Source organism: Arthrobacter sp. TJ-254 (assembly GCF_058269175.1).
The window spans coordinates 25,060-51,682 of the sequence record NZ_JBZCNF010000006.1 but is presented as its reverse complement, the minus strand read 5'-3'; the positions used below and the strand labels follow the sequence as shown (position 1 = coordinate 51,682).

27 protein-coding genes are annotated in these 26,623 nt (G+C 68.7%); 20 read left to right on the top strand and 7 right to left on the bottom strand.

The annotated features are described in order from the left end of the window. Positions 1-3: 3 nt before the first annotated feature. Positions 4-615, bottom strand: a complete 612-nt coding sequence (locus AC4D14_RS16530; protein ID WP_490903759.1) for a class I SAM-dependent methyltransferase — start codon at positions 613-615, stop codon at positions 4-6. Between the two features lie 121 nt (positions 616-736). Between AC4D14_RS16530 and hflX the strand changes: the two genes are divergently transcribed. After that, the gene (hflX, locus tag AC4D14_RS16525; protein ID WP_490903758.1) at positions 737-2,317 is read left to right on the top strand and encodes a GTPase HflX; all 1,581 of its coding nucleotides are present in this window, start codon (positions 737-739) and stop codon (positions 2,315-2,317) included. After that, positions 2,310-4,352 (top strand): ATP-dependent DNA helicase, encoded by a 2,043-nt coding sequence (locus tag AC4D14_RS16520; protein WP_490903757.1) that lies wholly within the window; start codon positions 2,310-2,312, stop codon positions 4,350-4,352. The genes hflX and AC4D14_RS16520 overlap by 8 nt, the downstream gene beginning before the upstream one ends. Before the next feature lie 98 nt (positions 4,353-4,450). Here the strand turns inward: AC4D14_RS16520 and lexA are convergent, their stop codons facing one another. Beyond that, on the bottom strand, positions 4,451-5,170 hold the full coding sequence (lexA, locus tag AC4D14_RS16515) for a transcriptional repressor LexA (protein WP_490903903.1): 720 nt from the start codon (positions 5,168-5,170) through the stop codon (positions 4,451-4,453). Between the two features lie 390 nt (positions 5,171-5,560). Here lexA and AC4D14_RS16510 point away from each other — a divergent pair, with 390 nt between their 5' ends. The 8 genes from AC4D14_RS16510 (at position 5,561) to AC4D14_RS16475 (ending at position 11,635) form a co-directional block, all read left to right on the top strand. Further along, on the top strand, positions 5,561-5,947 hold the full coding sequence (locus AC4D14_RS16510; protein ID WP_490903756.1) for a LysM peptidoglycan-binding domain-containing protein: 387 nt from the start codon (positions 5,561-5,563) through the stop codon (positions 5,945-5,947). 110 nt (positions 5,948-6,057) lie between these two features. Continuing rightward, entirely contained in the window at positions 6,058-7,152 is a 1,095-nt protein-coding gene (locus tag AC4D14_RS16505) for a histidinol-phosphate transaminase (protein ID WP_490903755.1), read from the top strand. A 91-nt stretch (positions 7,153-7,243) separates the two neighbouring features. Continuing rightward, positions 7,244-7,861: an imidazoleglycerol-phosphate dehydratase HisB gene (hisB, locus tag AC4D14_RS16500; RefSeq protein ID WP_490903754.1), complete on the top strand. Its 618-nt coding sequence runs from the start codon at positions 7,244-7,246 to the stop codon at positions 7,859-7,861. A 2-nt stretch (positions 7,862-7,863) separates the two neighbouring features. After that, positions 7,864-8,496: an imidazole glycerol phosphate synthase subunit HisH gene (gene hisH, locus AC4D14_RS16495; protein ID WP_490903753.1), complete on the top strand. Its 633-nt coding sequence runs from the start codon at positions 7,864-7,866 to the stop codon at positions 8,494-8,496. 2 nt (positions 8,497-8,498) lie between these two features. Then, positions 8,499-8,654 (top strand): hypothetical protein, encoded by a 156-nt coding sequence (locus AC4D14_RS16490; RefSeq protein ID WP_490903752.1) that lies wholly within the window; start codon positions 8,499-8,501, stop codon positions 8,652-8,654. 41 nt (positions 8,655-8,695) lie between these two features. After that, positions 8,696-9,454 (top strand): bifunctional 1-(5-phosphoribosyl)-5-((5-phosphoribosylamino)methylideneamino)imidazole-4-carboxamide isomerase/phosphoribosylanthranilate isomerase PriA, encoded by a 759-nt coding sequence (priA, locus tag AC4D14_RS16485; protein WP_490903751.1) that lies wholly within the window; start codon positions 8,696-8,698, stop codon positions 9,452-9,454. Then, positions 9,451-10,290, top strand: coding sequence for an SseB family protein (locus tag AC4D14_RS16480; protein ID WP_490903750.1), 840 nt, complete (start codon positions 9,451-9,453; stop codon positions 10,288-10,290). Before priA ends, AC4D14_RS16480 begins: the two co-directional genes overlap by 4 nt. Before the next feature lie 34 nt (positions 10,291-10,324). After that, a complete protein-coding gene (locus tag AC4D14_RS16475) occupies positions 10,325-11,635 on the top strand; it encodes an MFS transporter (RefSeq protein WP_490903749.1) in 1,311 nt (436 codons plus the stop codon). A gap of 162 nt (positions 11,636-11,797) precedes the next feature. Here AC4D14_RS16475 and AC4D14_RS16470 read toward each other — a convergent pair whose 3' ends face one another. Continuing rightward, the gene (locus AC4D14_RS16470; RefSeq protein ID WP_490903748.1) at positions 11,798-12,259 is read right to left on the bottom strand and encodes a DUF1844 domain-containing protein; all 462 of its coding nucleotides are present in this window, start codon (positions 12,257-12,259) and stop codon (positions 11,798-11,800) included. Positions 12,260-12,605: 346 nt separating this feature from the next. Between AC4D14_RS16470 and infC the strand changes: the two genes are divergently transcribed. The 4 genes from infC (at position 12,606) to AC4D14_RS16450 (ending at position 15,505) form a co-directional block, all read left to right on the top strand. Next, a complete protein-coding gene (gene infC, locus AC4D14_RS16465) occupies positions 12,606-13,697 on the top strand; it encodes a translation initiation factor IF-3 (protein WP_490903747.1) in 1,092 nt (363 codons plus the stop codon). A 114-nt stretch (positions 13,698-13,811) separates the two neighbouring features. Next, positions 13,812-14,006 (top strand): 50S ribosomal protein L35, encoded by a 195-nt coding sequence (gene rpmI / locus AC4D14_RS16460; protein WP_490903746.1) that lies wholly within the window; start codon positions 13,812-13,814, stop codon positions 14,004-14,006. A gap of 89 nt (positions 14,007-14,095) precedes the next feature. Then, positions 14,096-14,536: a 50S ribosomal protein L20 gene (rplT, locus tag AC4D14_RS16455; protein ID WP_490903745.1), complete on the top strand. Its 441-nt coding sequence runs from the start codon at positions 14,096-14,098 to the stop codon at positions 14,534-14,536. A gap of 39 nt (positions 14,537-14,575) precedes the next feature. Further along, positions 14,576-15,505 (top strand): TrmH family RNA methyltransferase, encoded by a 930-nt coding sequence (locus AC4D14_RS16450; RefSeq protein WP_490903744.1) that lies wholly within the window; start codon positions 14,576-14,578, stop codon positions 15,503-15,505. A gap of 134 nt (positions 15,506-15,639) precedes the next feature. Here AC4D14_RS16450 and AC4D14_RS16445 read toward each other — a convergent pair whose 3' ends face one another. After that, on the bottom strand, positions 15,640-16,860 hold the full coding sequence (locus AC4D14_RS16445) for an MFS transporter (RefSeq protein ID WP_490903743.1): 1,221 nt from the start codon (positions 16,858-16,860) through the stop codon (positions 15,640-15,642). Positions 16,861-17,087: 227 nt separating this feature from the next. On the opposite strand from AC4D14_RS16445, the gene AC4D14_RS16440 reads away from it, so the two are divergent. Together AC4D14_RS16440 and AC4D14_RS16435 are read left to right on the top strand one after the other, a co-directional pair. Next, positions 17,088-17,312 (top strand): hypothetical protein, encoded by a 225-nt coding sequence (locus AC4D14_RS16440; RefSeq protein WP_490903742.1) that lies wholly within the window; start codon positions 17,088-17,090, stop codon positions 17,310-17,312. A gap of 40 nt (positions 17,313-17,352) precedes the next feature. Next, positions 17,353-17,856: a (deoxy)nucleoside triphosphate pyrophosphohydrolase gene (locus AC4D14_RS16435; RefSeq protein ID WP_490903741.1), complete on the top strand. Its 504-nt coding sequence runs from the start codon at positions 17,353-17,355 to the stop codon at positions 17,854-17,856. Positions 17,857-17,877: 21 nt separating this feature from the next. On the opposite strand, the gene AC4D14_RS16430 is transcribed toward AC4D14_RS16435, so the two are convergent. Then, a complete protein-coding gene (locus tag AC4D14_RS16430; RefSeq protein ID WP_490903740.1) occupies positions 17,878-18,948 on the bottom strand; it encodes an Rv2578c family radical SAM protein in 1,071 nt (356 codons plus the stop codon). Positions 18,949-19,023: 75 nt separating this feature from the next. Further along, positions 19,024-19,476 (bottom strand): hypothetical protein, encoded by a 453-nt coding sequence (locus tag AC4D14_RS16425; protein WP_490903739.1) that lies wholly within the window; start codon positions 19,474-19,476, stop codon positions 19,024-19,026. A 144-nt stretch (positions 19,477-19,620) separates the two neighbouring features. On the opposite strand from AC4D14_RS16425, the gene pheS reads away from it, so the two are divergent. Together pheS and pheT are read left to right on the top strand one after the other, a co-directional pair. Next, entirely contained in the window at positions 19,621-20,703 is a 1,083-nt protein-coding gene (pheS, locus tag AC4D14_RS16420; RefSeq protein WP_490903738.1) for a phenylalanine--tRNA ligase subunit alpha, read from the top strand. Beyond that, positions 20,704-23,247: a phenylalanine--tRNA ligase subunit beta gene (pheT, locus tag AC4D14_RS16415; protein ID WP_490903737.1), complete on the top strand. Its 2,544-nt coding sequence runs from the start codon at positions 20,704-20,706 to the stop codon at positions 23,245-23,247. An 87-nt stretch (positions 23,248-23,334) separates the two neighbouring features. Here pheT and AC4D14_RS16410 read toward each other — a convergent pair whose 3' ends face one another. Beyond that, positions 23,335-24,300 (bottom strand): quinone oxidoreductase family protein, encoded by a 966-nt coding sequence (locus AC4D14_RS16410; protein ID WP_490903736.1) that lies wholly within the window; start codon positions 24,298-24,300, stop codon positions 23,335-23,337. A 124-nt stretch (positions 24,301-24,424) separates the two neighbouring features. Between AC4D14_RS16410 and argC the strand changes: the two genes are divergently transcribed. Both argC and argJ read left to right on the top strand, forming a co-directional pair. Continuing rightward, entirely contained in the window at positions 24,425-25,456 is a 1,032-nt protein-coding gene (gene argC, locus AC4D14_RS16405; protein WP_490903735.1) for an N-acetyl-gamma-glutamyl-phosphate reductase, read from the top strand. Beyond that, positions 25,453-26,622, top strand: a complete 1,170-nt coding sequence (gene argJ / locus AC4D14_RS16400; protein ID WP_490903734.1) for a bifunctional glutamate N-acetyltransferase/amino-acid acetyltransferase ArgJ — start codon at positions 25,453-25,455, stop codon at positions 26,620-26,622. Before argC ends, argJ begins: the two co-directional genes overlap by 4 nt. Position 26,623 lies beyond the last annotated feature (1 nt).

The following is a 26,623-nucleotide window of genomic DNA, read 5'->3' as shown; positions in this document are numbered from 1 at the left end:
GAATCAGCGCCCCGGCCGGTGGACGTTGAGGATCCGGAAGGACTTCGAGGTGTCGGCCCGCCGGACGGTGAACCCCTCGGGCAGGGATTCGGCGAGCCACCGCTGCAGGGAATCGGCGCCGAGGTTCTTCTGGACCACCAGCCACGCATCGCCGTCCGGGGCGAGCCGTGGCAGCCAGCGCAGCAACAGGGCATGGAGCTCGGGTTTGCCAATGCGGATCGGCGGGTTTGACCAGATGGTGTCGAACTTCAGGCCGGCGTCAACGTCGTCGGGGGCCGAGGCATTCACGTTGCCGAGCCCGAGGCGGGCGGCGTTCTCCCGGGTGAGCGCGATGGCCCGCTCATTGACGTCTACGGCGTAGACCTGCGCCTCGGGAGCCCGGAGCGCGAGGGTCAACGCCAGCGGACCCCACCCGCAGCCGACATCAAGCAGCCTCGACCCGCCGGGAGCCGGCACTGAACCCAGCAGGATCGCCGTGCCCTTGTCGATGCCGTCGGGGCTGAACAGCCCCTTCGAGGTCACGAGGTCGCGGCGCTCCCCGTTGAGGACCACAGACAACGGGCGCCGGATGTCCGGCCCGGCTGGCGTGGCGCTGAAATAGTGCTGGGATTCCATAACCTCCAAGCCTAGTGCCCGCCGGTTGCGCCCCGGACGGGCGCGTTCCGCGCTGAGTGAATTTACTGCACGGCCCGCGCACCTGCTACTACCATTGAGTAACACCATTACAAGGGAGACTATGACCACGAATCACGGAGGATCCGCCGGAGCCGACATGGGCCCCGAAGAGATCCAAGCCGTCATTGACCGCATTCTCGCTCACGACGAGGCGGTCGTCTCTAAATCGGCAGCTGCGCTGAAGCAGCCCGACCCAGAATCCGGTGCAACAACCTGGCGCTCCCGGGCCCAGGCGCTCTCGGGGGAAGCGGCGGAATACTCAAGCTTCGACGGCGACCAGCAGGACCTCGCCGAACGGCACGCCCTGCGGCGCGTCGCCGGTCTTTCCACCGAACTCGAAGACGTCACCGAGGTCGAGTACCGGCAGCTGCGCCTTGAGCGCGTGGTTCTTGCCGGGCTGTGGAGCGACGGCACCGCCCAGGACGCCGAGAACTCGCTCCAGGAGCTCGCAGCCCTTGCGGAGACCGCAGGATCCGAAGTGCTCGACGGCATCGTCCAGCGGCGCCTCAAGCCCGACCCCGGAACCTTCCTCGGGTCCGGAAAGGCCCAGGAGCTCAAGGGGATCGTCGCGGCCACCGGCGCCGACACCGTCATCGTCGACAGCGAACTGTCGCCCTCGCAGCGCCGCGGCCTCGAAGACATCGTCAAGGTCAAGGTCATCGACCGCACCGCCCTGATCCTCGACATCTTCGCCCAGCACGCCAAGTCGCGCGAAGGCAAGGCCCAGGTCGAACTGGCCCAGCTCGAATACCTGCTGCCGCGCCTGCGCGGCTGGGGCGAGTCAATGTCCCGTCAGGCCGGCGGCCAGGTCGGAAGCGCCGGCGCGGGTATGGGATCCCGCGGCCCCGGTGAGACGAAGATCGAACTCGACCGGCGGAAGATCCGCACCCGGATGGCGAAGCTGCGTCGTGAAATCGCCGGAATGAAGCCTGCGCGGGAGACCAAGCGGTCGAACCGGCGGCGCAACCAGGTGCCCTCGGTCGCCATCGCCGGGTACACCAACGCGGGCAAGTCCTCGCTGCTGAACCGGCTTACCGACGCCGGCGTGCTCGTCGAGAACGCGCTGTTCGCAACCCTTGACCCGACGGTGCGCAAGGCGGAGACCCCCGACGGCATCGGCTACACGCTCGCCGACACGGTCGGTTTCGTCCGGTCGCTTCCCACCCAGCTCATTGAGGCCTTCCGCTCGACGCTCGAGGAGGTCGCCGACTCCGATGTGATCCTCCACGTCGTGGACGCGTCCCACCCCGATCCGGAGGGGCAGATCGCGGCGGTGCGGGCCGTGCTGGCCGATGTCGAGGCACGCAACATCCCCGAGATCGTGGTCCTCAACAAGGCCGACGCGGCGGATCCCTTCGTCGTCGAGCGCCTGCGCCAGCGGGAGCCGCGCAACGTCGTCGTCTCGGCCCGCACGGGCGAGGGCATCGATGAGCTCAAGGCCCTGATCTCTTCGGCCATCCCGCGGCCGGGCGTGAAGCTCGAGCTGATGGTTCCGTATGAGCACGGTGAAATCATCAGCAGGCTCCACGATGAGGATGCCGAGATCCTCACCCTCGACCATGGGGAAGAGGGTACCCGCCTCGAGGTGATGGTGAAGGAAGGCCTGGCTGCGGAACTGGAGCCGTACCTGCGGCATGAGTGACGCGCAGGAGCCCTTGGCACTGCAGCTGCTCGATGCCGCCGTTGCGGCAATGGGTGGAGAGAACCGGGCAGGGCAGCACGAGATGGCACGCCGGGTCACCGACGCCATCGACACCGGCGACCATCTGCTCGTCCAGGCCGGAACCGGCACCGGAAAGTCCCTCGCGTATCTGCTTCCCCTGATCGCCCATGCCCTTGACAGCGAAAAACCTTCGGTGGTTTCCACCGCTACCCTCGCCCTTCAGGGGCAGATCGTCGGGCGCGACCTGCCCCGCCTGCTGAAGGCGGTCGGGCCCTCCCTGCCGCGCCCCGTGGATGTGGCGCTGCTGAAGGGCCGGGCGAACTATGTGTGCAAGCACAAGCTCGGGGGAGGGTTCCCGGAGGAGGACGCCCGCGACACCCTCTTCTCGCTCGGCGAGGACACCGCGGCTCCGCATCCGGCACCCGGTGCCGCACCAGGAGGCCCCGCCAGCGCTCTCGGGCGCGAAGTGGTGCGGCTGCGCGAGTGGGCCGAGGACACAGCGACCGGAGACCGCGACGAGCTGGTGCCCGGGGTGAGCGACCGCGCCTGGCGGCAGGTCTCCGTCAGCAGCATGGAGTGCCTCGGCGCGCAGAAGTGTCCGATGGCCGCCGAGTGCTTCAGCGAGAAGGCACGGGAGAAGGCGGCATCGGCCGACATCGTCATCACCAACCATGCGCTGCTTGCCATCAGCGCCTTCGAGGGCATCGCGGTGCTGCCCGACTACGACGTCGTGGTGATCGACGAGGCACACGAACTGTATGACAGGGTGACCGGCGCGGTCTCCGGTGCGCTGTCCGCGTCGATGGTCAGTGCCGCCGCCACGGCGGCCCGGCGCCACGCCTCGATCCGCACCGACCCGCTCGATTCCGCCGGGCGCGCCCTCGAAGCCGCGACGGCGGGCCTGCAGTCGGGGCTGATGCCGGGCCCCCTGTCCGAGGAACTCGAGCAGGTGCTTGACCAGGTGCGTGAAGCCTCGCGTGCGGCGATGTCGGACATCAAGCCGGACGGGAAGTCCGAGGCCGCCGACGCCGACGGCGGCAGGCAGCTCGCCCGCTCGCGGCTGCTCGTCGTCTTCGAACTGTCGGAACGGCTCCTCGGGGCGGCGGCAGCGAACGAGGTCGTCTGGGCCTCGCGGCCCAGCACCTTCACCCCCGGCGCGGGGTACGCGCAGGTTGACGAAAGCGCCCCCGCAACGCTCAACGTGGCTCCGCTGTCGGTTGCGGCACGGCTGCGTGAGGGGCTCTTTGCCGACCATACGGTCGTCCTCACCTCGGCCACCCTTGCGATCGGCTCCGAATTCGGCCCGGTGGCGGGATCGCTGGGCCTCACCGGGACAGGCGCCCCTTCCTGGACGGGCGTGGACGTCGGCAGCCCGTTCGACTACCCCCGGCAGGGCGTGCTCTACGTGGCCAAGGACCTCCCAAAACCCGAACGCGGCACCTCGGAGGCCCAGCTGGAAGAGCTCGCGGCCCTGCTGAAGGCCTCAAACGGGGGAGCGCTCGGGCTGTTCTCCTCGAGGCGTGCCGCCGAGGAGGCCGCCGAGGCCCTGCGCCCCCGCTTTGGGTTCGAAATCCTGTGCCAGGGGGAGTCCTCCCTGTCGTCGCTGGTGAAGCAGTTCTCCGAGGAACCGGACACCTGCCTGTTCGGGACGATGTCGCTGTGGCAGGGCGTGGACGTGCCCGGCTCGTCCTGCCGGCTCGTGGTGATCGACCGCATCCCGTTCCCACGGCCTGATGATCCGCTGATGACGGCACGCACGCGGGCCGTCGCGCGGGCGGGGGGCAACGGGTTCATGAGCGTGTCGGCGACCCACGCCGCTGTGCGCCTGGCGCAGGGCGCGGGACGGCTGATCCGTGCCAGCGGAGACCGGGGCGTTGTCGCTGTCCTCGATTCGCGGCTGGCCAATGCGCGGTACGGGTCGTTCCTCAGGGCGGCAATGCCGCCCTTCTGGTCGACCACCGACCGGCCCACGGCGCTGGGAATCCTCGAAAGGCTTTCGGCCGGAGTGCGCTGAGCCCGGCGGGCGGGAACCTCAATGTCCAGCCCGCCAGGCCGGCCGGGCCGCCTCGCCCGGCCGGTCAGGCAGCGAGCCAGAACGCCCCCGCGTCCGGCCTAGAGGGCGCGCATCACCGAAACGACCTTGCCCATGATGCTTGCGTGGTCGCCAAGGATCGGTTCGTACCGGGTGTTCTGGGGGAGCAGCCAGGTGTGCCCGTCGCGCTGGCGGAAGGTCTTCACCGTCGCCTCATCGTCGAGCAGCGCCGCAACAATGTCGCCGTTCTGGGCGCTCTGCTGCCGGCGGACCACAACCCAGTCACCGTCGCAGATTGCGGCGTCGATCATCGAGTCCCCGGAAACCCTGAGCATGAACAGCTCTCCGTGCCCCACGAGCTGGCGCGGCAGCGGCATGACGTCCTCGACCACCTGGTCAGCCAGGATCGGACCGCCCGCGGCGATCCGCCCCACCAGCGGCACGAGGGCCGTGTCGACGGCCGCCGGGAACTCCAGCGTGCGCAGGCCCTGCTCCGCGGCTCCCGGCTGCCCTGCCGCAGCCGCGGGCCGGTCGCCCAGGGTCAGCGGAAGGAGCACCTCCATGGCGCGCGGGCGCTTCGGGTCGCGCCGCAGATAACCGAGCCGCTCCAACTGGGAAAGCTGGTGGGTGACGCTCGAAAGGCTGGCGAGCCCCACGGTGTCACCAATTTCGCGCATTGACGGCGGATACCCGTTCGCAGCGATCGACCGCTGGATCGTCTCGAGGATCTTCATCTGCCGCGGGCTCAGCCCCTTGGGCACCGTGCGTCCACGCGGCCTGCCGCGCAGCGGTGTGGCCACCGGATCGGCGACCGGGCCGGCTGCCTCCGCCGACGCTCCGGCCTGCGGCGCGCCCGGCGCCCCGCTCCCTGCCGTGCTCTGCTGTGCCACTGGCCTGTCCTTCCGTGTCCTGCCCTGCCCCCGCCGGCCCGCATGGACCTGTTTTGTCGGTGGCGTCTGGTCTTGTGGGTCGTGGCGGAAACAGGGCCCGGTCCACCCACTTCGGATTCCTGCTCCGCCTGACCTCAACGCTAGGCCAGTACCACCGTGTTTTCAAACATATATTCGAGCGAGTCTCGACAAAGTTCGATGACAAGTGCTAAGAATAACCAGTACGGAAATAGAAGACTTGTTCTAATAAAAGCTCGGCACAGGTTGGATGTATTCGAAACTCCAGAAGAGGTGCACGTCATGACCGCAACAACAGTCCCACTCGCCGGAACGGCCGCTCGACGGCCCGCAGCCAGAAGCGGGGCGGCCCAACTGAACAGCCCCCTGCGGCTCACGCGCCGGGGCCGGCTGCTGCTCATCGGCGCGCCCGTGGTGCTTGTCGTTGCGGCCCTCGTGTTCCTCGCCGCGGCCCTCACCGCCCCGGCTAAAGCCGAAACGACCGCCGGAGCATTGACCGAGACAGTCAGCGTCAACGTCGCCCCCGGTGAAACCCTCTGGTCGCTGGCCGCCGAATTCGCCCCCGAGCGCGACCCCCGCGACGTGGTTTCGGACATCGTCGAGCTGAACAACCTCGGATCCTCGGTTGTCCAGGCTGGCCAGGCCGTCGCGGTGCCCGTCGCCCGGTGACCCTGCCGGCCCGATCCACGCCGCTTCAATTCAGCCTGTCCGATTCAGCCGTCCGCGATCCTACGGTTTCAGATTGCCGCAGCGGCCGGGCCGTCCCTTAAACTCGGAGGGTGACCGACCGCCTTGAGTCCCTGTCCCGCCTCCCGCTCCGAGAAAACCTCGTGGGGCTGCACCCGTACGGGGCCCCGCAGCTCGACGTCCCCATCCTGCTCAACGTCAACGAGAACACCCACGGCGTTCCCATGGATGTGCATGCGGCAATAGTCGAAGCGGTAAGCAGCGCGGCGGTGGGACTCAACCGCTACCCGGACCGCGAGTTCTCCGAGCTCCGGGCCAATCTCGCCACATATCTCGGCCACGGACTCACGCCCGATCAGGTCTGGGCCGCGAACGGGTCGAACGAAATCCTCCAGCAGATCCTCCAGGCCTTCGGCGGGCCCGGACGCACAGCGATCGGTTTTCCCCCCACGTACTCGATGTATCCCCTGCTCGCCGGCGCCACCGACACCCGCTATGTGACGGCGGACCGCGACGCCTCATTCAATATCGGCGCGGAGGAGGTGGCCGATGCCGTCCGCACCACCGGGGCCAATGTGGTCTTCCTGTGCTCGCCGAACAATCCGACCGGAACCGCGCTGGGCCCCGATGTCGTCGAGGCCGCCTACGCGGCGGGGGAGGAGGCGAAAGCCATCATCATCGTTGACGAGGCCTACGCCGAGTTCGCCCATGAGGGCACTCCCAGCGCGCTCACGCTGCTCCCGGGACGCGAGCGCCTCATCGTCTCGCGCACCATGAGCAAGGCGTTCGCCCTCGCCGGAGCCCGCCTCGGCTACCTTGCCGCGGCCCCGGAGATCGCCGACGCCCTGCGCCTGGTGCGGCTTCCCTACCACCTTTCAGCCATCACCCAGGCTGCCGCCAACGCGGCCCTGACCCACGCGTCGACCCTCCTGGCGAACGTCGAGGCGATCAAGGGCCAGCGCGACCGCATCGTTTCGGAGCTCGGCGCCATGGGCCTGGCCCCTGTTCCCTCGGATGCCAACTTCGTCCTCTTCGGAGGGCTGCCGGAGCCGCGGCGGGTCTGGCAGGGGCTCCTGGAGGCGGGGGTGCTCATCCGCGACGTGGGCATTCCAAACCACCTGAGGGTCACCGCGGGGACGGAAGCCGAGACTTCGGTGTTCCTTGACGCCCTGAAACGGCTGCTTTGACCGTCGTCTCCTAGACTTGTAGGTATGTGTGCTGCCGCCGGCCACCGGCGGGCGGCGCAGTTTCGAATTTTCCCCAACACGAAGGACCGTCATGACCGTGCAGATCTCCGCCGGCCGCACTGCCCGGATTGAGCGGATCACCAGCGAATCGAGCGTCTTCGTCGAAGTGAACCTCGACGGCACCGGTGAATCCGACATCAGCACGACGGTGCCGTTCTTCGACCACATGCTCACCGCCCTCGCGAAGCATTCACTGATCGACCTCACCGTGAAGTCAACGGGCGACACTCATATCGATGTTCACCACACGGTCGAGGACACGGCGATCGCGTTCGGCGAGGTGCTCTACGAGGCGCTGGGCACCAAGGCGGGGATCCGCCGCTTCGGGGAGGCGACCGTTCCCTTGGATGAGGCCCTGGCCCATGCCGTCGTCGACATCTCCGGACGGCCGTTCCTCGTGCACGGCGGAGAACCGGCCGGCCAGGAGTACCACCTGATCGGCGGGCACTTCACCGGGTCGCTCACCCGCCACGTCTTCGAAGCCATAGCGCTCCATGCCCGGATCTGCCTCCACCTCAATGTGCTTGCCGGACGGGATCCGCACCACATCGTCGAAGCGCAGTTCAAGGCGTTCGCCCGCGCACTGCGGGCCGCAATCGAAACCGATCCCCGGGTCACCGGGATTCCCTCAACGAAAGGCGCGTTGTAACAGTGTCCAAGGTGACAGTGCTTGACTACGGCTCGGGCAACGTCCGGTCGGTGGTGCGCGCCCTCGAAAGGGTCGGCGCGGAGGTCACCCTCAGCGCCAAGGCTGACGACGTACTGAACGCCGACGGCCTCCTCGTGCCTGGCGTAGGGGCGTTCGCGGCCGTCATGAAGGGGCTCAAGGACGTCGACGCCCTGAGGATGATCGGCCGGCGCGTCGCCGGAGGCCGTCCCGTCCTTGGCATCTGCGTGGGACTGCAGATCCTCTTCGACGAGGGCGTCGAGCATGGTGTGCGTACCCCCGGAATGGGGGAATGGCCGGGCAACGTCGAGCGGCTCAAGGCCGACGTCGTCCCGCACATGGGCTGGAACACGGTCCGGCCGCCCGCCGGGTCGGCCCTGTTCGACGGCATTGAAGACGAACGCTTCTACTTCGTCCACTCCTACGGCGTGCAGCGGTGGGACTTCGAGGTGACGCAGCCGGACATGCGGCCGCCGCAGGTGACGTGGGCCGACCACGGCGGAGAATTCATCGCCGCCGTCGAAAACGGGCCCCTGAGCGCCACCCAGTTCCACCCCGAGAAATCCGGCGACGCCGGGGCACAGCTGTTGAGCAACTGGACCAAGGGACTCCGGTAGCCGTGCTCAGCGTCCTCATGATGGGTCTGGCCGGTCTGCTGATCGGCGGCGCCATCTCCTTCCGGAGCCAGGGCCTGCCCAAAGCCCTCAGCATCAGTTTCTGGGTCCTCGCGGGCATGGCCCTGGTCGGTGCCTACCTCTTCACCCTGCCCGGATGACCCGACCGCAACCCTCCCGATAAGCCCGTCGAAAGAAGAAAATGAGCCCCTTCACCGAGACTCCCAGCCTCGAACTCCTTCCCGCAGTGGACGTCGCCGACGGCCAGGCCGTGCGCCTGGTCCAGGGGGAGGCGGGCAGTGAAACCAGCTACGGTGATCCGCTTGACGCGGCCATGGCCTGGCAGGACGCCGGCGCCGAATGGGTTCACCTGGTGGACCTCGACGCCGCCTTCGGGCGCGGCTCGAACGCCGCGCTGCTGGAGCGCGTGGTGCGCAAGCTTGACGTGAGGGTTGAACTGTCGGGCGGAATCCGCGACGACCGTTCCCTGGAATCGGCCCTGGAGCTAGGCGCCGAACGCGTCAACCTCGGAACCGCCGCGCTGGAGAACCCGGAATGGACCGCAAGCGCGATCGCGCGGTACGGCGACGCGATCGCCGTCGGTCTCGACGTGCGCGGCACCACCCTTGCCGCCCGCGGCTGGACCCAAGAGGGCGGCGACCTCTGGGAGGTCCTGGAGCGGCTCGAGGACGCCGGATGCGCGCGGTACGTGGTGACGGACGTGACGAAGGACGGAACCCTCCGCGGGCCGAACGTCGAACTGCTGCAGCAGGTGCTCGAGCGGACCTCGCGCCCTGTCGTGGCTTCCGGCGGAATTTCAAGCCTCGACGACATCGCCGTCCTGCGCCAGATGGTTCCCAGGGGGCTTGAGGGAGCCATTGTCGGCAAGGCGCTCTACGCCGGCGCCTTCACCCTTCCCGAGGCGCTCGACGTCGCGGGACGCCCGGAACCCCGCGGGTGACAGGGAGGGAGCTCCCGGCGCATATCGCCGCCGCCCTCGCCGGCAACCTCACGGATTCAGCCGGCAGGCCGTGGGCCGGCCGCGACCTCTCCGGCGGGGGCAACCCGCTGCACAACTTCGACGCCGACGACGGCACCGCCGCTCCGGCCTACACGGCCGCGGTCGAGGCCCTGCTGGAGGGCACCGGTACTGAAGAGGACGTGGTTGCGGCGCTCGGATCGGTGCGGGTCTTCATTCCCATCGTCGCCCAGCTCGCCGAGGCCGCCGTGGGGGTCGGGGGAGCTTCGGACAAGGAAGCGGATATGGCCCTTGTCACGCTGAAGGCCCCCGGCGGGCGGACGGCGCTTCCGGTGTTCAGCTCCAACGCGGCGCTCCAGGCATGGCATCCCGAGGCCCGCCCCGTGGCGGCCTACGCCGCACGCGCGGCGCTTGCGGCGGTGGCGGAAAACGCCGAACTGCTCGTCATCGATCCCGGGGCCGATTTCACGTTTGTTGTGCGCCGACCGGGGTTGTGGGCGCTGGCCCAGCAGACGCGGTGGATCCCGTCCTACCGCGACCCTGCGCTCACGGGCGTGGTCTCCCCGGTCAGCGCCGGGGAGGCTGACATCCTTGAGGTCCGCCTGGGTGCAGGTTCCGGCGTGGCGGCGCGGGCGGCGGACGGTAGGCTTGCCTCCGGCGGCGGAACCGGTCCGGAGCTGCGCATGGAGGTTCGCCTGAAGGCGGGACTGTCGCCGACCGCAGTGAGGGATCTCGTCGGCCGGCTGCGCGCTTCGCTTTCGACACGGAGAGAATTCGTCGAGCGGGTCGACTCGCTCGAAATCAAGATAATCAGCTGAACGCGCGGGAGACCCGCGGAGAGAGAATACGCCTGTGAACTTCGCTGTCTACCGCGAGCTGCTTCGAATAGTCCCGGTCCGCAGGCTCCTGCTCGTCGGCATGATCGCGCGGTTCCCTCACTCGGCGGCCGGGGTGCTGCTCACCCTTCACGTCGTCCAGACCCTCGACCGCGGCTATGCCGCCGCCGGTGCGGTTGCCGCCCTCGTCACGATCGGCATCGCCGTCGGCGCCCCCTGGCGGGGGCGGCGCGTGGACCGGGTGGGCCTGCGCCGCGCACTGATTCCCTCAATCATCGCCGAAGCGGTGATCTGGTCGATCGCCCCGCGTCTGCCCTACGAATGGCTACTGCTCGCAGCCCTGGTGGGAGGGCTGTTCACCCTTCCGGTGTTCTCGGTGGTCCGGCAGTCCCTCGGCGTGCTCGTCGAGGGAAAGGCGCGGCGCACCGCATTCACCCTCGATGCGATAGCCACGGAAACCATCTTCATGGTCGGCCCGGCGACCGGCATCGTTCTCGCAACCCAGGTCTCAACGGTTCTCGGGCTGACCCTTATCGGGTTCGCCACCGCCGCCGCAGGGCTGATGCTCATGGCATTCAATCCGCCGACGCGCACCGGCCAGCCCGGCGCACTGCCCGCCCCCACCGAGGCGGAGGACACGGCGCTGGCGGTTGAAGCAATGGTTTCTTCGGCGCCTGCCCACGTCAATGAGGCCTCGGCGGAGCTGCTGTCCCGGGAAGGCCGGTCCGTGGGCACGAGGATGCGCGGAAAGCTCAGCGCAGGCTTCCCCTGGCTTACGGTCCCGCTGGCCGTCGTCATGGCGGTCGCCGCGGCGGCCGGACTCGCCCTCTCCGGCACTGAGGTCGGAATCATCGCGACCCTCGAGCAAACGGGCAAGGACAACCAGATCGGCCTCGTCTTCGCCGCCTGGTGTGCGGCATCGATTCTCGGCGGGCTCCTCTACGGTGCCCTCCATAAACCCATCTCCCCGATGCTCCTCCTGCTGGGCATGGGAGTGCTGACCATCCCGATGGGCTTCGCCGAGGACACACTGTCCCTCTGCCTGCTCTCGTTGGCTCCCGGCCTGCTGTGCGCCCCCGTGCTGTCCGCCGCTTCGGAGAAGGTGGCGGAACTGGTGCCCGAGAAGCGCAGGGGAGAGGCGATGGGCTGGTACGGCTCTGCCCTGACCTCCGGCGTGGCCGTCGGTGCGCCGCTGGCGGGACTGCTCATCGACACTGTCGGACCCTGGGGAGGATTCGCCGCAGTCGGCGGGGTCGCAGGGCTCATCGGCGTTGCCGGAATCGCCGCGCAGCGGGTACGCCGCCGCCGGGTTGATTCCCGCCGTTAGCGCCGGTCTGGGCGTCAAAATGCCCGGGCAGGCAGGCAGGCAGGCAGGCAGTGCCGGCCGGGCCCAGGGCCGGAGTTCCACACCGCTAGCAGCCGGCCCGGGCCCAAGAAGCCGGGACAGGCGGTGCCGGCCGGGCTTCTCGGGGCTGGGCGATTTCGTGGACTAGTTGACCGGGCCGGTGAACTTCTCGCCGGGGCCCTTGCCCGGGGCATCCTGGATCTGCGAGGCTTCGCGGAAGGCGAGCTGCAGCGACCGCAGGCCGTCGCGCAACGGGCCGGCGTGCTGGCTGCCGATTTCGGGGGCGGCGGCCGTCACGAACCCTGCAAGGGCGGTGATCAGTTTGCGGGCCTCGTCGAGGTCCTTCAGTTCCTCGGCGTCGTCGCCTGCTGCAAGACCGCACTTGACGGCCGCGGCGCTCATGAGGTGCACGGCCGAGGTGGTGATTACCTCAACCGCCGCAACTTCCGCGATGTCGCGCATCTGCTGGTTCACTTCGGCTGCGGCATCCGCCGCTTCGCGGGGTGCTGATTCTTCGACGAAACTGCGTCGCAGTGACGACGGAAGATCGCCGGCGTGCTGCTCTCCGGTGGAGGCGGCTGACGGATTGCTGTCTGGGCTGTTCATACTGGTAAGCTTGTCACAGACCGACTGAACGCCGTTACTCTTCCTGCCCTTGGCGGGTATGGGAAAAGACACGTTCGGTATGCAAGCGGAGTCCTCTCCCACCCGCGATTGCCTGGTGCTTCCGATGAAGCGCTTCAGGCAGCCGGGTTCTGGTCGGTGCAGGCGCTGACAGCGCCGGAGTCACCCGGTTCAGCAACCGGGCGGCGCCCCAGCACTGATTTCCCGAGGCCTTCGATTGCTCATGCAATTGGAGGCCTTCTTCTGTTGCAGGGGTCCTCGACATTAGAGAAATCAGGAGCTACACATTAGCGAGCCAAGAATCAATGATCGTATCCGCGTCTCCGAGGTGCGGCTGGTCGGACCTGCCGGCGAACAGGTGGGGATCGTCCGTATTGAGGACGCACTTCGACTTGCAGCCGAGTCCGACCTTGATCTTGTTGAGGTAGCGCCGCAGGCCAAGCCGCCCGTCGCCAAGCTCATGGATTTTGGTAAGTACAAGTACGAAGCCGCGATGAAGGCGCGCGAGGCGCGCAAGAACCAGACCAACACGGTCCTCAAGGAAATCCGCTTCCGGCTCAAGATCGACACCCACGACTACGAGACCAAGCGTGGCCACGCGATCCGCTTCCTTGGCGCAGGTGACAAGGTCAAGGCGATGATCCAGTTCCGTGGACGCGAACAGCAGCGGCCCGAGATGGGTATCCGGCTGCTCCAGCGCTTCGCCGAAGACGTGGCCGAGGTTGGCGTCGTCGAGTCGTCCCCGCGCATCGACGGTCGCAACATGGTGATGGTCATCGGCCCGGTCAAGAACAAGGCTGAAGCCAAGGCCGAAGCCCGCCGGGCAACGCAGCGTGCCGACGCGAAAGCCGCCAACGAGGCAGCGAAGTCCGGCGGAGGTGAAGCACGCGTTGACGTTTCAGGTGCCAGCGGCGCTCCGCTGACCCAAAGCCTTGCCGACCTGCTTCCCGAGGGATACTCGATCACCGGCAGCGAGACTGCACCGGCCGAGGAATCGGCGCCGAGTGTCGAAGCTCCCGCGGAGCCGAAGGCCGAGCAGGCACAGGCGGCGCCGGCCGAGCAGGCCCCTGCCGTGCAGGCACCTGCCGCCGCGCCCGACGCGAAGGAAGCTGCACCGAAGGCCGCCGCCCCGAAGGCAGCAGCTTCGAGGCCGGCAAGCGCACCGGCAGCCAAGCCGGTCACCGCCCCCGCCGCCGCCCCGAAGGCAGCAGCGCCGGCCCCTGCCGCCAAGCCGGCCGCCGCGCCAAGTCCGGCCGCAGTGAAGCCTGCCGCCGCACCCAAGCCTGCAGCTGCTCCCAAGCCTGCTGCTACGCCCAAGCCGATGGCGGCGCCCAAGCCTGCCGCGGTGCCTAAGCCAGCCGGAAGGACGGCTCCCGCGAAGAGCCCGTCGAGCCGGCCAAAGCCTGGAAGTTCCGAGTAGGAGCCTCCCAGCTCTTGGGATCCCCATCGGGTGACCAAGTAAAACCACAGGTGCTTCCGGGCGCCGTCACACCGCTGACAACCGTCTGCGGCTACCAAAAGGAGATCGGTTCGCATGCCGAAGATGAAGACCCACAGTGGCGCCAAGAAGCGCTTCAAGCTGACCGGAAGCGGCAAGCTGAAGCGCCAGCAGGCAAACCGCCGCCACTACCTTGAGCACAAGTCCTCGACGCTGACCCGCCGCCTTGCCGGCGACAAGATCGTTTCGAAGGCCGACACCAAGGTCATCAAGAAGATGCTCGGCGTCTAAGACCACACCAACCTTTCCGGGAAAGCGCCCCTATCGGGGGAGAGCTGCGGCTCAGGCCGTGCCGGATGAACTACTGAAGGAGTACGCACGTGGCACGTGTGAAGCGGGCGGTAAACGCCCACAAAAAGCGTCGGGTTATTCTTGAGCGCGCAAAGGGCTACCGCGGACAGCGTTCGCGCCTGTACCGCAAGGCCAAAGAGCAGCTGCTGCACTCGTTTGTGTACAGCTACGGCGACCGCCGCAAGCGCAAGGGCGACTTCCGCCGCCTGTGGATCCAGCGCATCAACGCTGCATCCCGCGCCAACGGGCTCACCTACAACCGCCTGATCCAGGGCCTGAAGGCCGCAGAGATCCAGGTTGACCGGCGCATGCTTGCCGACCTCGCCGTCACCGACGGCGCCGCGTTCGCAACGCTGGTCCGCCTCGCCAAGGAAGCACTGCCCGCCGACACCTCGGCGCCGGCAGCAGCCCAGGCACCGGTGGCCAAGGCTCCCCGGGCCCCCAAGGCCAAGGCCGCAGCGAAGGCCTAGGTTTCCGTTGCCGGCCCGCCGGCAGGAGCCTGAAATTTCATGACTGTATCCGGACGCCCCGAGACAGCGCCGATGTCCAATCCCCGAGCAGATCGGGTGAAGGAGGTTGCGCGGCTCGCGGGGCGTCCGGCGCGTTTAAAGCGCCGGCAGTTCCTCGCCGAAGGGCCGCAGGCCGTACGCGAGGCACTGCGAGCCCACACCTCGCACCGGGTGGACGGTGGGCCGCCCGTCGTCCTTGAGCTTTACGCAACCCCGGCCGCCGTCGAACGCCACCCGGACATCGCGGAGCTGACCGGCTCCTCCGGCCAGCCCGATGCGCGCCTGGTCACCGATGAAGTGCTCGCCGCAATGTCATCGACCGTCACTCCGCAGGGGTGGATCGCCGTCTGCTCCTTCCTCGACGTCCCCCTCGAGGCAGTGCTGGAGCGCAGTCCCGCGCTGGTCGCTGTCCTGGTCGAGGTGCGCGACCCCGGGAATGCGGGGACGATCCTGCGAGGCGCCGATTCGGCGGGAGCCGACGCGGTGATCCTCACCGCCTCAAGCGTCGACCTTTACAACCCGAAGACCGTCCGATCCACCGCGGGCTCCCTGTTCCACCTGCCGGTCGTTCTTGGAGCGGAGCCCGGACTCCTGCTTCAAGCGCTGAAGGCGCGGTCGGTCGCCGTCCTTGCCGCCGACGGGTACGGAACCGTTGATCTCGATGCCCTTCAGGACGAAAGCGCCGCCCGCCGGCTCGCGCCCGGGACTGCCGCGGCAGGGCCCGACGGTGCCGCCGCGGCAGGCGCCCGGCTCGAGGACCCGACGGCATGGCTCTTCGGCAATGAAGCGCAGGGCCTGCCCGAGGAACTCACCGGGGCCGCCGACCACAGGGTGGCCGTTCCGGTGTACGGCAAAGCCGAAAGCCTCAACGTGGGAACCGCGGCAACCGTCTGCCTCTACGCGTCGGCCCGCGCCCAGCGCCGCTCCTGACGCCGGCGCTGCCGCACCTTCACCTCGAGCCCCGCCCATCCGGCCCCGCCCATCCGGCACTGCCCATCCAGCCCCGCCGAAGCGCAGGCTCCAGCCTCTTCCGGCAGTCCGGCCCGGCACCCGGCCGCGGTCCGTCAGGCGACGGGCTGCAGCTCCCGCGCCGCGGTGCTCCGGCGGGCATCGATCCTGCCGCTCATGAGTGCGACAAAGAGCCCCACCGCGGCGAGGCCGGCGCCCACCAGCGCGGGAGCGGTGAACCCCCACCCCGCGGCGATGACGACGCCGCCCACGGCGGCGCCAAGGGCATTGGCGATGTTCAGTGCTGCATGGTTGAGCGACGATGCGAGCGACGGGGCCCCGGGGGAGACATCCAACAGCCGCGTCTGAAGCGACGGGATCAGCGATGCGCCGCTGGCGCCGACGAGGAACACGAACAGGAAGGCCGTCGGGGCCCAGCCCACCGCCAGCGGGAACAGCAGGAGGACAACGATGATGACGCCCATCACCCAGTAGATGCTCCCGAGGACGGAGCGGTCGGCGATGCGGCCGCCCACGACGTTCCCAACGAGCATGCCCACACCGTAGAGGGCCACGACAATCGGCAGGACGCCCACCGGCAGCCCGGTGACCTCGGTGATGGTGGGGGAGATGTACGAGTAGACGGCAAAGAAGCCGCCGAAGCCGACCGTGCCGATCAGGAGCGTCATCCAGACCTGGGAGCGGCGGAGCGCGCTGAGTTCACTGCGGATGCTCGCATCGGGGTGAACCTCCTGCAGGGGCACGAACCGCAGGATCAGCAGGAGCGTGGCGAACCCGATGACCCCGACAAGCAGGAACATGGTGCGCCACCCGAACTGCTGGCCGAGCCAGGTGGCGAACGGCACTCCCACGACATTGGCGACGCTCAGCCCCACCATGACCATTGAGATGGCCCAGGCCCTCCTCGTAGGCTTGGCCAGGGACGCGGCGATGACCGCCGCAACACCGAAATAGGCGCCGTGGGGGAGCCCGGAAAGGAAGCGGGACAAAAGCAGCCAGCCGTAGCCGGCGGCGAAAAACGATGAGAGGTTCCCCACCGTGAAGAGCACCATGAGCCAGAGTGCCATCGTGCGTTGGGGCCTGCGGGCGCCGAGCGTTGCGAGGATCGGCGCACCCACCACGACGCCGAGCGCGTAGGCGGAGACAACATGCCCGCCCTCGGTGTAGCTGATCCGCAGGTCGTTCACCATCTCCTGAAGCAGGCCCATGATGGCGAACTCGGTGGTGCCGATACCGAAACCACCCACCGCCAGGGCGGTGATGGCCAGGGACAGCTGGCGGGGCGTGAGGACAAGGGGACGCTGGGAGGCAGCCATTTGCTTCTTTCGGCGTAGGGAGGTGTGCCGCCGGCGGCAGCACACGACGCCGTTGTCCACTGCAAGTCTACGGGGCCGCCTCGACCGCAGCGGTGCCAACCCTGCAGAATGCCCACCCATCCGCCCTCCCACTTCCGTGCCTGCCGAATCCGCGCGTCCCGAATCCGCGCGTGGCCAAAGCGGCGCCGATCTGATTGGCTTAGGTAATGGGCTGGTTTTCTCGCAAGTTGCAGTTACCGCAGAGTGAGCACCTGCGGGAGGACATCAATGTTCCCGAGCCGGGTGCCGACGCCGCTGGAGAGTTCTCCGAGGAGGCCTACACCTCCACGCAGCTCAATGCCGGGCAGCGCGTCCCGGGTGTGAGCCCGCACGGGGAATACCGGCACGAGCTGAACCCCGAGCACTTCGACGAGCCCGGGGACGGGCGGCTGGTCCATCCGGAGGAGAGCTGACCGGTCCGGCTCCGGTCCACCGGCTGGGTACACTTCTGCGGTGACTCCTAGCGAAACTTCTCCCGCCCTGCGCCAGATCGTTGGAGCGGCGGTCGTCGATTCCCTCTCCCGGCCCTCCCTGCTCCTCGTCGCGCGCCGCACCGCCCCCGAGCAGTTCGCCGGGATGTGGGAGTTCCCCGGCGGCAAGGTCGAATCCGGGGAGCCCGTCACCGACGCCCTGCACCGGGAACTGCTCGAAGAGCTCGGGATCACCGTCCGGCTCGGCGCCGAAGTGGCCGGCCCGCTTCCCGCCGGCTGGCCGCTCAACGCCGGAGCGGCAATGCGTGTCTGGTTGGCCGAGGTGGCTGAAGGTACGGCACAGCCCCTCCAGGACCATGACGAGCTGCGCTGGGTGTCCCTGAACGACGCCGGCGCCCTCGATGAACTGCCGTGGATTCCGGCCGACCGCCCGATCGTCGATGCCCTGCGCGTCGTCGTCGGCCTCGGCCTTGGCGTCGGACCGCTCGCACCCTCGCTCCCGCGGGGCGGGCCCGAAAAAGCGTAGCCGGGGCGAGAACCGACGGGGTTAGAAGAGCGTAGGCTCCGGCGTTTCCCGGCGCTGGGGTCGGCCCGGAGCCGACGAGTCCTGGGCTGCCGTTCCGGTTCCCGTCTCCGCCGGTGCGAGGTTGCGGAAGAATCCGGCCCCGGAAGGAATCCGGTGAAGCTTCCGGAAATGCTGAATCCTCCCCGCAAGCCACTGCCTGTAGTCCTTCGACGCGTAGGAGCCGCCCGCGTAGAGGCTGCGGTACCGCGGAACCAGCGCGGGGTGGTTGGCGGAGAGCCACTTCAGGAACCATTCCCGCGCACCGGGACGCAGGTGCAGGGCCCCGGCCGAAACTCCCGTTGCCCCGGCGGCCGCGAGGGCCGAGAACAGTGCGTCGAGGGCCTCGTCGCTGTCGGTAAGCCAGGGCAGGATCGGCATGGCCATCACACCGCACGGCAGCCCCGCATCCCGCAGCCGGCTGATCAACGCAAGGCGTGCCTTCGGCGCCGGCGTCCCGGGTTCGACCGCCTCGGCCAGCGCAGGGTCCATGAGGGCCAGGGAAATGCCCGTCCCCACCTCCACCGACGACGCCGCGCTGATGAGCAGCGGAAGGTCCCGCGCCAGGAGGGTTCCCTTGGTCAGCACCGAGAACGGGGTCCCGGAGTCGGCCAGGGCCGTGATGATCCCCGGCATCAGGCGGTAGCGCCCCTCGGCCCGCTGGTAGGGGTCGGTGTTCGTCCCCATCGCCACATGCTCGCGCTTCCACGACGGCCGGGCGAGCTCCCGTCGCAGGACCTCGGGGGCGTTGATCTTGACCACCAGCTGGGAATCGAAGTCGAGGCCGGCGTCGAGGTTGAGGTAGCTGTGGGTATTGCGGGCAAAGCAATAGACGCATGCATGGGAACATCCCCGGTACGGGTTGATCGTCCAGCCGAAGGGCATTCCCGAGGTGCTTGGCACCCGGTTCAGGACCGACTTCGAAGCCACCTCGTGGAAGGTGATGCCCGCGAACTCGGGCGTACGGACCGTCCGGACCAACCCGGACAGCGGCAGCAGGGCGTCGGAGCCGGTGGCCGGCAGGGCCTGCTTCGTCTTCTGTGCATCCCAGCGCATACTTGAATTAGAACATACGTTCTAAGAAAATACACCGGGGCCGGTGTTCTCCCGTGGTGCACCAGCAGTGCTGATTCAGGTGCCGGTCTTCCGGCGCCTCCGGGCACGTGATGCGCTCCGCAGCCCCCGGACCGGCCGCTCACGGTAACCGCCCGCGCCCAGGCCCGCGTGGCGCTCGAACACGTTACGCGAGGCAGGGTCCCCGGTGCGCAGCAGCGACCAGAGGACGGCGGCAAAATAAAGGGGCAGGAACGGCAGCCCGCAGCAGGCGGCATACTGCCTGCTGTGCCGGGCCTCGTGGGCGAGCAGCGACCCGCTCGCACGGGGGAGCCGGCCGCGCACGAAGACGACATTGCCGACCGTGAACGCCCGCGCGAGCGGCAATCGCCCCGTGTATCCCTCGGCCAGGATGAGCCGCATCGGCCCTTCAGAGACGATGCAGCGCTTCAGCCTCGCCAGGAGGAGTCCGCAGGGAGTCGACAGGTTGACCCAGTTCAGGGCCCGCACCACTGCCTCGCCGGAGCTCATGCGGTCATCCTAGCCGCCGTTCAACTAGACTGGCCATGCCGGAAGCAGCAGCCCAGCGCCGCCGCTCCCGGCTCTTCCACGAACGGCTCCGCAGTGTTCCTGCGTCCGCCGGACCCGCAACGAGAGTGCTAGGTAAGCATCCGAATGTCTGATTCTCCACAGCAGTCCGGGGCCGAAGGCCCCGGCGCAGGGATTCCCGACCCGCTCGACGCAGCCGCCGTGACGGCCGCCGTCGAGCGTGCGCTCGCCGATATCCAGGGCGCCCCGGACCTCGAATCCCTCAAGGCCGTCCGCATCGCCCACACCGGTGAAAAATCGGCCCTCAGCCTGGCCAACCGGGGGATCGGTGCCCTCGCCAAAGACCAGAAGGCCGCCGCCGGCAAGAACATCGGCCCGGCGCGGGGCAGGATCAATTCCGCCCTCGCCGCGCGCACCGCCGAGCTTGAGGCCGAGCGAGACGCCCGCATCCTCGTCGAAGAGGCGGTCGACGTCACGGCCGCCCCCCGGCGGCGCGCCGCCGGTGCCCGCCACCCCCTCTCCACCCTCCAGGACCGCGTCATCGACGTTTTCGTTGGAATGGGCTGGGAGATCGCCGAAGGGCCCGAACTTGAATCCGAGTGGTTCAACTTCGATGCGCTGAACTTCAAGCCGGACCACCCGGCACGCGAAATGCAGGACACGTTCTTCGTTGAGCCGCCCAGTGCCCACCTCGTGCTGCGCACCCACACCTCGCCGGTGCAGGTCCGCTCGATGCTCGAGCGCGACGTGCCCATCTACGTGCTGTGTCCTGGCAAGGTGTTCCGCACCGATGAGCTCGACGCGACCCACACTCCCGTCTTCCACCAGTTCGAGGGCCTGGCCATTGACAAGGGGCTGACCATGGCGGACCTCGTCGGCACGCTGGAACACTTCACCCGGCAGATCTTCGGCGACGAGGCCAAGGTGCGCCTGCGGCCCAACTACTTCCCCTTCACCGAGCCGAGCGCGGAACTGGACATCTGGCACCCGGGCGCCAAGGGCGGCGCCCAATGGATCGAATGGGGCGGCTGCGGCATGGTCAACCCCAACGTCCTGCGCGCCGCGGGGATCGACCCCGAGGTCTACTCGGGATTCGCCTTCGGCATGGGCATCGAGCGCGCCCTCATGTTCCGCAATGAGGTAAGCGACATGCGCGACATCATCGAAGGCGATGTCCGGTTCAGCCAACACTTCGGGATGGAGATCTAAATGAGAGTCCCCCTTTCATGGCTGCGCGAATACGCCGCGGTGCCTGCTGAAGCAACTGCAGAGAACGTGATGGCCGACCTCGTCACGGTCGGCCTCGAGGAAGAGGCGGTCCACCGGCCCACCGACGAGCTCAAGGGCCCGATCGTCGTGGGACGGGTCCTCAGCATCGTCAAGGAGCCGCAGTCCAACGGCAAGACGATCAACTGGTGCCAGGTGCAGGTGGTGCCCGACGGCGCCGCCCAGACGCTCACCGGAGAAGGCATCGACCCAACCGGTGTGCAGGGCATCGTCTGCGGCGCCCACAACTTCGCCGAGGGCGACAAGGTCGTTGTGACCCTTCCCGGAGCCGTCCTCCCCGGGAACTTCACCATCAGCCCCCGGAAGACCTACGGGCACGTCTCCGCCGGAATGATCGCCTCGGTCCGCGAACTCGGAATCGGCGACGACCACGACGGCATCCTCGTCCTTTCCACCCTCGGGCTCGACCCTGAGATCGGATCCGACGCGATGGAGCTCCTCGGGCTGTACGACGAGGCCGCCGAGATCAACGTGACGCCCGACCGCGGCTACTGCTTCTCCATCCGCGGCGTCGCCCGCGAATACGCTCACGCCACCGGAACGAAGTTCATCGACCCGGCCGGCACAGTCACCGTTCCGGAGTCCCAGGGCGCCGGATACCCGGTGCGCCTCGAGGATTCCTCGCCCATCTACGGCAAGGACGGCTGCGACCGCTTCGTCGCCCGCACCGTCCGCGGAGTGGACCCCACGCGGCCGACCCCGCCCTGGATGAGCGCCCGCCTGCGCCTCGCCGGAATCCGCTCCATCTCCCTTGTCGTCGACATTTCGAACTACGTCATGCTCGAACTGGGCCAGCCGCTCCACTTCTACGACCTCGACCGCCTCTCCGGGGAAATCGTTGTCCGCAGGGCCGGAGCAGGGGAAAAACTCACAACCCTTGACGGCAAGGACCGCGCGCTCGACCCGGGCGATCTGCTGATCACCGACGCATCCGGCCCCATCGGCATCGCCGGGGTCATGGGAGGAGCCTCGACCGAGGTGTCCGCGGCAACCGCGAACGTCCTGATCGAATCGGCGCACTTCGAGGAGGTCAGCATCGGCCGCACGCGCCGCCGCCACCGGCTTCCCTCCGAGGCCTCCAAGCGCTTCGAGCGCGGAGTCGACTGGAACGTCGCCGACATCGCGGCGCAGCGCGCCGTGGAACTCATCACCGCCCTCGCCGGAGGAACTGCCGACACCGCAGCCACCGACGTCGGCACCCCCCCAGCACCCGTCACGATCGAGCTGCCCGCGGATTTCCCCGCGCGCCTGATCGGCGTCGACTTCACCGCGGACCAGATCACGGGCGCCCTCGAAGACATCGGGGCGGCCGTGGACTCCGCACCCGCCGGGTACACCGTGACCGTGCCCAGCTGGCGGCCCGACCTCGAAACCCGGGAGGACCTCACCGAGGAAATCATCCGCCTCGTGGGCTACGACAAGATCCCTTCGACGCTCCCGACGGCGCCTCCGGGACGCGGACTCACCCGCGTCCAGCAGCAGCGCCGGCGGCTCCTCAACGCCCTCTCGGCATCGGGGATGACCGAAGTGCTCTCCTACCCGTTCGTCAGCAAGGCAGGCAACGACCTGTTCGGCTCGCCCGACGCCGAGCGCCCCGCGCCGGCGGTCAAGCTGGCCAACCCACTGAGCGCGGAACTGGGATACCTGCGCACGTCGGTGCTGCCCGGGCTCATTGAACTGGCCAAACGGAATCTCTCGCGCGGGTTCCGCGACCTCGCCCTGTTCGAAGCCGGCCTGGTGTTCCTGCCGTCCGAGACCATGGGAAGCGAGAGCATCCCGCCGCTGGGCGTCCGGCCCTCCGACGAGGTGCTCGACGGTCTGTATGAGGGCATTCCCCACCAGCCCCTGATCCTCGCCGCCCTGTACACCGGCAACGAGGCTCCGCCCTCACCGGGCTATGCGCCGCGTGCCTGGGACTGGGCGGACGCCGTGGGGACGGCGCGCCTGATGGGGGAGGTCCTCGGGGTCGACCTCGTGGTGGAGCAGGGGCTGCACCAGGCCTTCCATCCCGGGCGCACCGCGCTGCTGCGACTGCGCACCGGCGAGGTTGTCGGGTACGCCGGGGAGCTTCACCCGCAGGTGACTGCCGCCCAGGACCTGCCGCCGCGAACCGTCGCCCTGGAGGTGAACGCCGACCTGCTGTTCGAGGCCGCCGCCGATGTCATCGTCGCCCGCCCGCTCTCGACGTTCCCGGCAACCACCCAGGACGTGGCGCTCGTCGTCGACGCCGACCTTGCGTCATCGGAGGTGCTTGAGGCCCTGCGCAGCGGCGCCGGAGAGCTGCTCGAGGACGTGAGCCTGTTCGATGAGTACTCTGGCCAGGGCATCGAGGCGGGCAGGAAATCACTCGCCTTCGCGCTGCGGTTCCGGGCCCCCGACCGCACCCTGACGGCGGAGGAGGCAAGCGCGGCGCGCGACGCCGCAACCCGGCTCGCCGCCGAACGGTTCGGCGCGGTTCAACGCTGACGGCGCGGCCCGACGGGCAATGGGAAGGGCAGGCGGTCTACCGCCTGCCCTTCCCTTTTCACCCCGGTCGCTTGGTCGCCGGCCAGGTCAGGGCAGGAGCAGCACCTTGCCGGTGGTGCGGCGGGCCTCGAGCTGCTCGTGAGCACTGCCGGCGTCGGCGAGCGCTACACGGGAGCCGATGCGCACGTCGAGGGCACCGGTGGCCACCGCCCCGAACAACTCCTCGGCCCGCCAGCGCCGTTCCGCGGCGTCCTGCAGGTAGTGGGCCAGTGTGGGCCGGGTGAGGAACAGCGACCCTCCGCTGTTGAGGCGCTGCGGGTCGACCGGGGCCACCGGGCCGGAGGCGGCGCCGAAGAGCACAAGGGTTCCGCGCACGCGCAGGCTCCTGAGCGACCCGTCGAAGGTCGCCGCGCCAACGCCGTCGTAGACAACGTCAACCCCTGCCCCGTCGGTCAGGCCGCGCACCGCTTCGGCGAACCCGCCGTACCGCAGCACTTCGTCGGCGCCGGCGGCACGGGCCAGGGATTCCTTCTCGTCGGAGGAGACGGTGGTGATGACCCGTGCGCCCTTGGCCTTGAGGAGCTGGATCAACAGTAGACCCACCCCACCCGCCCCGGCGTGGGTCAGCACTGTATGCCCGGCCTCGACGCGGAAGGTGGAATTGGTCAGGTAGTGGGCGGTCATTCCCTGAAGCGGAACGGCAGCGGCAGTTTCGAGGTCGACGCCGTCGGGCACCCGAAGGGCCTTTGCCTCGTCGACGAGCGCGAACTCGGCGTACGTGCCGATGCCCTCCGCGAAAGCCACACGGTCGCCGACAGTGAAGTCGCCGACCTCCGCGCCGACCTCCACCACCACTCCCGCCGCCTCCGCTCCCGGGGTGAAAGGGAGGTCCATCGCATAGATGCCGCTGCGCTGATAGGTCTCGATGAAATTGACCCCTGCGGCGGCGACCTCGACCAGGAGCTGGGAGCCGCCCGGCACGGGGCGCGCAACCTCGGCCATCCGGAGGACCTCCGGGCCGCCCGGCTGCTCGACGACGATGGCTTGTGGCATGATCGGTTCTCCATTCCTCGGGGTAGGTTCCCCATGCTAGGGCCGCCGGTGGGGGAACGGCATCCCCGAACCGTTCATGCATATTTATGTGGATATGTGAATAATATTCAGCTAGGGTTGGGGAATGAACATCTCAGTAGCCGTTTCCGGGGCCAGCGGATACGCCGGCGGGGAGCTGCTGCGCCTCCTGGCCTCCCACCCGAACGCCCAGGTCGGAGCAGTCACCGCGCACAGCAACGCCGGAGAACGCCTCGGCAGCCTCCAGCCGCACCTCCACGCGCTCGCCGACCGGGTGCTCGAGGAAACCTCGGTGGAAGCGCTCTCCGGCCACGACGTCGTGTTCCTCGCACTGCCGCACGGCGCGAGCGCCGATCTCGCCGCGCAGCTGCCCGGCGACACCCTCGTCATCGACGCCGGTGCCGACCACCGGCTCGAGAGCCCCGAAGCGTGGGAGAAGTTCTACGGGTCCGCCCACGCCGGCACCTGGCCGTACGGCCTGCCCGAACTCCCCGGTGCCCGGGAGAAACTCCGCGGAGCCCGCCGCATCGCGGTTCCGGGCTGCTACCCGACGAGTGTCCTGCTCGCCCTCGCCCCCGGGTTCTCGGCAGGTCTGCTCGAGCCCGACGACGTCGTTGTGGTTTCGGCCTCCGGCGCCTCAGGCGCAGGCAAGTCCGCCAAGGCGCATCTGCTCGGCTCGGAGGTCATGGGCGGAATGAGCCCCTATGGCGTGGGCGGGCTGCACCGCCACACCCCGGAGATCGAACAGGGCCTCGGCGCCGTGGCGGGGGAAGCGGTAAGCGTTTCCTTCACCCCCACCCTCGCCCCCATGGCCCGCGGCATCCTCACCACGGCCACCGCCCGGGTCCGCGCCGGAACGACGGCGGCGCAGCTCCGCGAAGCCTGGCACAACGCCTACGACGCCGAACCTTTCGTCAGGCTCCTTCCCGAGGGGCAGTGGCCCACCACCAAGGCCGTCCTCGGCTCCAACTACGTGAACCTGCAGCTCGCCTACGACGACCACGCGGGGCGGGTGATCGTCACCGCCGTCATCGACAACCTCACCAAGGGCACCGCCGGCGGCGCAGTCCAGTCAATGAACATCGCCCTCGGACTCGACGAGTCGGCAGGCCTCACCTTCCAAGGAACCGCGCCATGAGCATCACCACACCCGGCGGATTCCGGGCGGCCGGAACTGCCGCAGGCATCAAGGCCTCGGGCGGCCCGGACCTGGCCCTGGTCATCAACGACGGGCCCTTGCTCAACGCGGCGGCGGTGTTCACCTCCAACCGCGTGGCCGCTGCTCCCGTCCACTGGTCGCGCCAGGTGGTCTCTGACGGGCGGGTCGACGCAGTCGTGCTGAACTCCGGCGGCGCCAACGCCTGCACGGGGCCCGAAGGCTTCCAGAACACCCACAGGACCGCGGAGGTCACCGCCGACCTGCTGGGCATCTCGGCAACCGACGTGTTCGTCTGCTCCACCGGGCTGATCGGCGAGCAGTTGCCCATGGACAAACTCCTTGCCGGGGTCGCAGCCGCCGCCGGGACGCTCAGCTCGGCCGGCGGAGGGGCGGCGGCCGAGGCGATCATGACCACCGACTCGGTCTCCAAGCAGGCCCGCTACCCGTCCTCGCCCGACAGCGCCAGCGAGGGATACTCCATCGGCGGCATGGCCAAGGGCGCAGGCATGCTTGCCCCGGGCCTTGCCACGATGCTCGTCGTCCTCACCACCGACGCCGTGCTGCCCCCGCAGCGGCTCGATGCCGCGCTGCGCGACGCGGTGCGGGTCAGCTTCGACCGCACCGACGCCGACGGGTGCATGTCAACCAACGACACCGTGGTGCTGCTCGCCTCGGGCGCCAGCGGGATAGAATCCGACCCGGAGCAGTTCACGGCGGCCCTGACCGGCGTCTGCCTCGACCTCGCCGCGCAGCTGATCAACGACGCCGAAGGGGCAAGCCACACCATCGCCATCACCACGATCAACGCCGCCTCCGACAAGGACGCCGAGACGGTGGGCAGGGCTGTGGCCCGGTCGAACCTCTTCAAGACCGCGATCTTCGGCAACGACCCGAACTGGGGACGCGTTCTCGCCGCCGTGGGAACCACCGACGCCGCCTTCGAACCGGACCGGCTCAACGTGTCGATGAACGGTGTCCAGATCTGCCGCGGCGGGGCGATCGGGGACCCCAGGGAACTCGTCGACCTCACGGGGCGCGACGTGTCCGTCGAGATCGACCTCGCCGCGGGCACCGCCGAGGCAACGATCTGGACCAACGACCTCACCCACGCATACGTGACCGAAAACTCCGCCTACTCGAGCTGAC

What these genes read in the sequence shown, in the direction of transcription:
- AC4D14_RS16425 (WP_490903739.1), bottom strand. Translation starts at nt 19,476, where the DNA reads ATGAGCTCCGGCGAGGCAGTGGTGCGGGCCCTGAACTGGGTCAACCTG.
- AC4D14_RS16450 (WP_490903744.1), top strand. Translation starts at nt 14,576, where the DNA reads ATGACTGTATCCGGACGCCCCGAGACAGCGCCGATGTCCAATCCCCGA.
- argC (WP_490903735.1), top strand. Translation starts at nt 24,425, where the DNA reads ATGAACATCTCAGTAGCCGTTTCCGGGGCCAGCGGATACGCCGGCGGG.
- AC4D14_RS16470 (WP_490903748.1), bottom strand. Translation starts at nt 12,259, where the DNA reads ATGAACAGCCCAGACAGCAATCCGTCAGCCGCCTCCACCGGAGAGCAG.
- AC4D14_RS16445 (WP_490903743.1), bottom strand. Translation starts at nt 16,860, where the DNA reads ATGGCTGCCTCCCAGCGTCCCCTTGTCCTCACGCCCCGCCAGCTGTCC.
- pheT (WP_490903737.1), top strand. Translation starts at nt 20,704, where the DNA reads ATGAGAGTCCCCCTTTCATGGCTGCGCGAATACGCCGCGGTGCCTGCT.
- pheS (WP_490903738.1), top strand. Translation starts at nt 19,621, where the DNA reads ATGTCTGATTCTCCACAGCAGTCCGGGGCCGAAGGCCCCGGCGCAGGG.
- hisB (WP_490903754.1), top strand. Translation starts at nt 7,244, where the DNA reads ATGACCGTGCAGATCTCCGCCGGCCGCACTGCCCGGATTGAGCGGATC.
- hflX (WP_490903758.1), top strand. Translation starts at nt 737, where the DNA reads ATGACCACGAATCACGGAGGATCCGCCGGAGCCGACATGGGCCCCGAA.
- rpmI (WP_490903746.1), top strand. Translation starts at nt 13,812, where the DNA reads ATGCCGAAGATGAAGACCCACAGTGGCGCCAAGAAGCGCTTCAAGCTG.
- AC4D14_RS16410 (WP_490903736.1), bottom strand. Translation starts at nt 24,300, where the DNA reads ATGCCACAAGCCATCGTCGTCGAGCAGCCGGGCGGCCCGGAGGTCCTC.
- AC4D14_RS16510 (WP_490903756.1), top strand. Translation starts at nt 5,561, where the DNA reads ATGACCGCAACAACAGTCCCACTCGCCGGAACGGCCGCTCGACGGCCC.
- AC4D14_RS16430 (WP_490903740.1), bottom strand. Translation starts at nt 18,948, where the DNA reads ATGCGCTGGGATGCACAGAAGACGAAGCAGGCCCTGCCGGCCACCGGC.
- AC4D14_RS16530 (WP_490903759.1), bottom strand. Translation starts at nt 615, where the DNA reads ATGGAATCCCAGCACTATTTCAGCGCCACGCCAGCCGGGCCGGACATC.
- argJ (WP_490903734.1), top strand. Translation starts at nt 25,453, where the DNA reads ATGAGCATCACCACACCCGGCGGATTCCGGGCGGCCGGAACTGCCGCA.
- AC4D14_RS16520 (WP_490903757.1), top strand. Translation starts at nt 2,310, where the DNA reads ATGAGTGACGCGCAGGAGCCCTTGGCACTGCAGCTGCTCGATGCCGCC.
- priA (WP_490903751.1), top strand. Translation starts at nt 8,696, where the DNA reads ATGAGCCCCTTCACCGAGACTCCCAGCCTCGAACTCCTTCCCGCAGTG.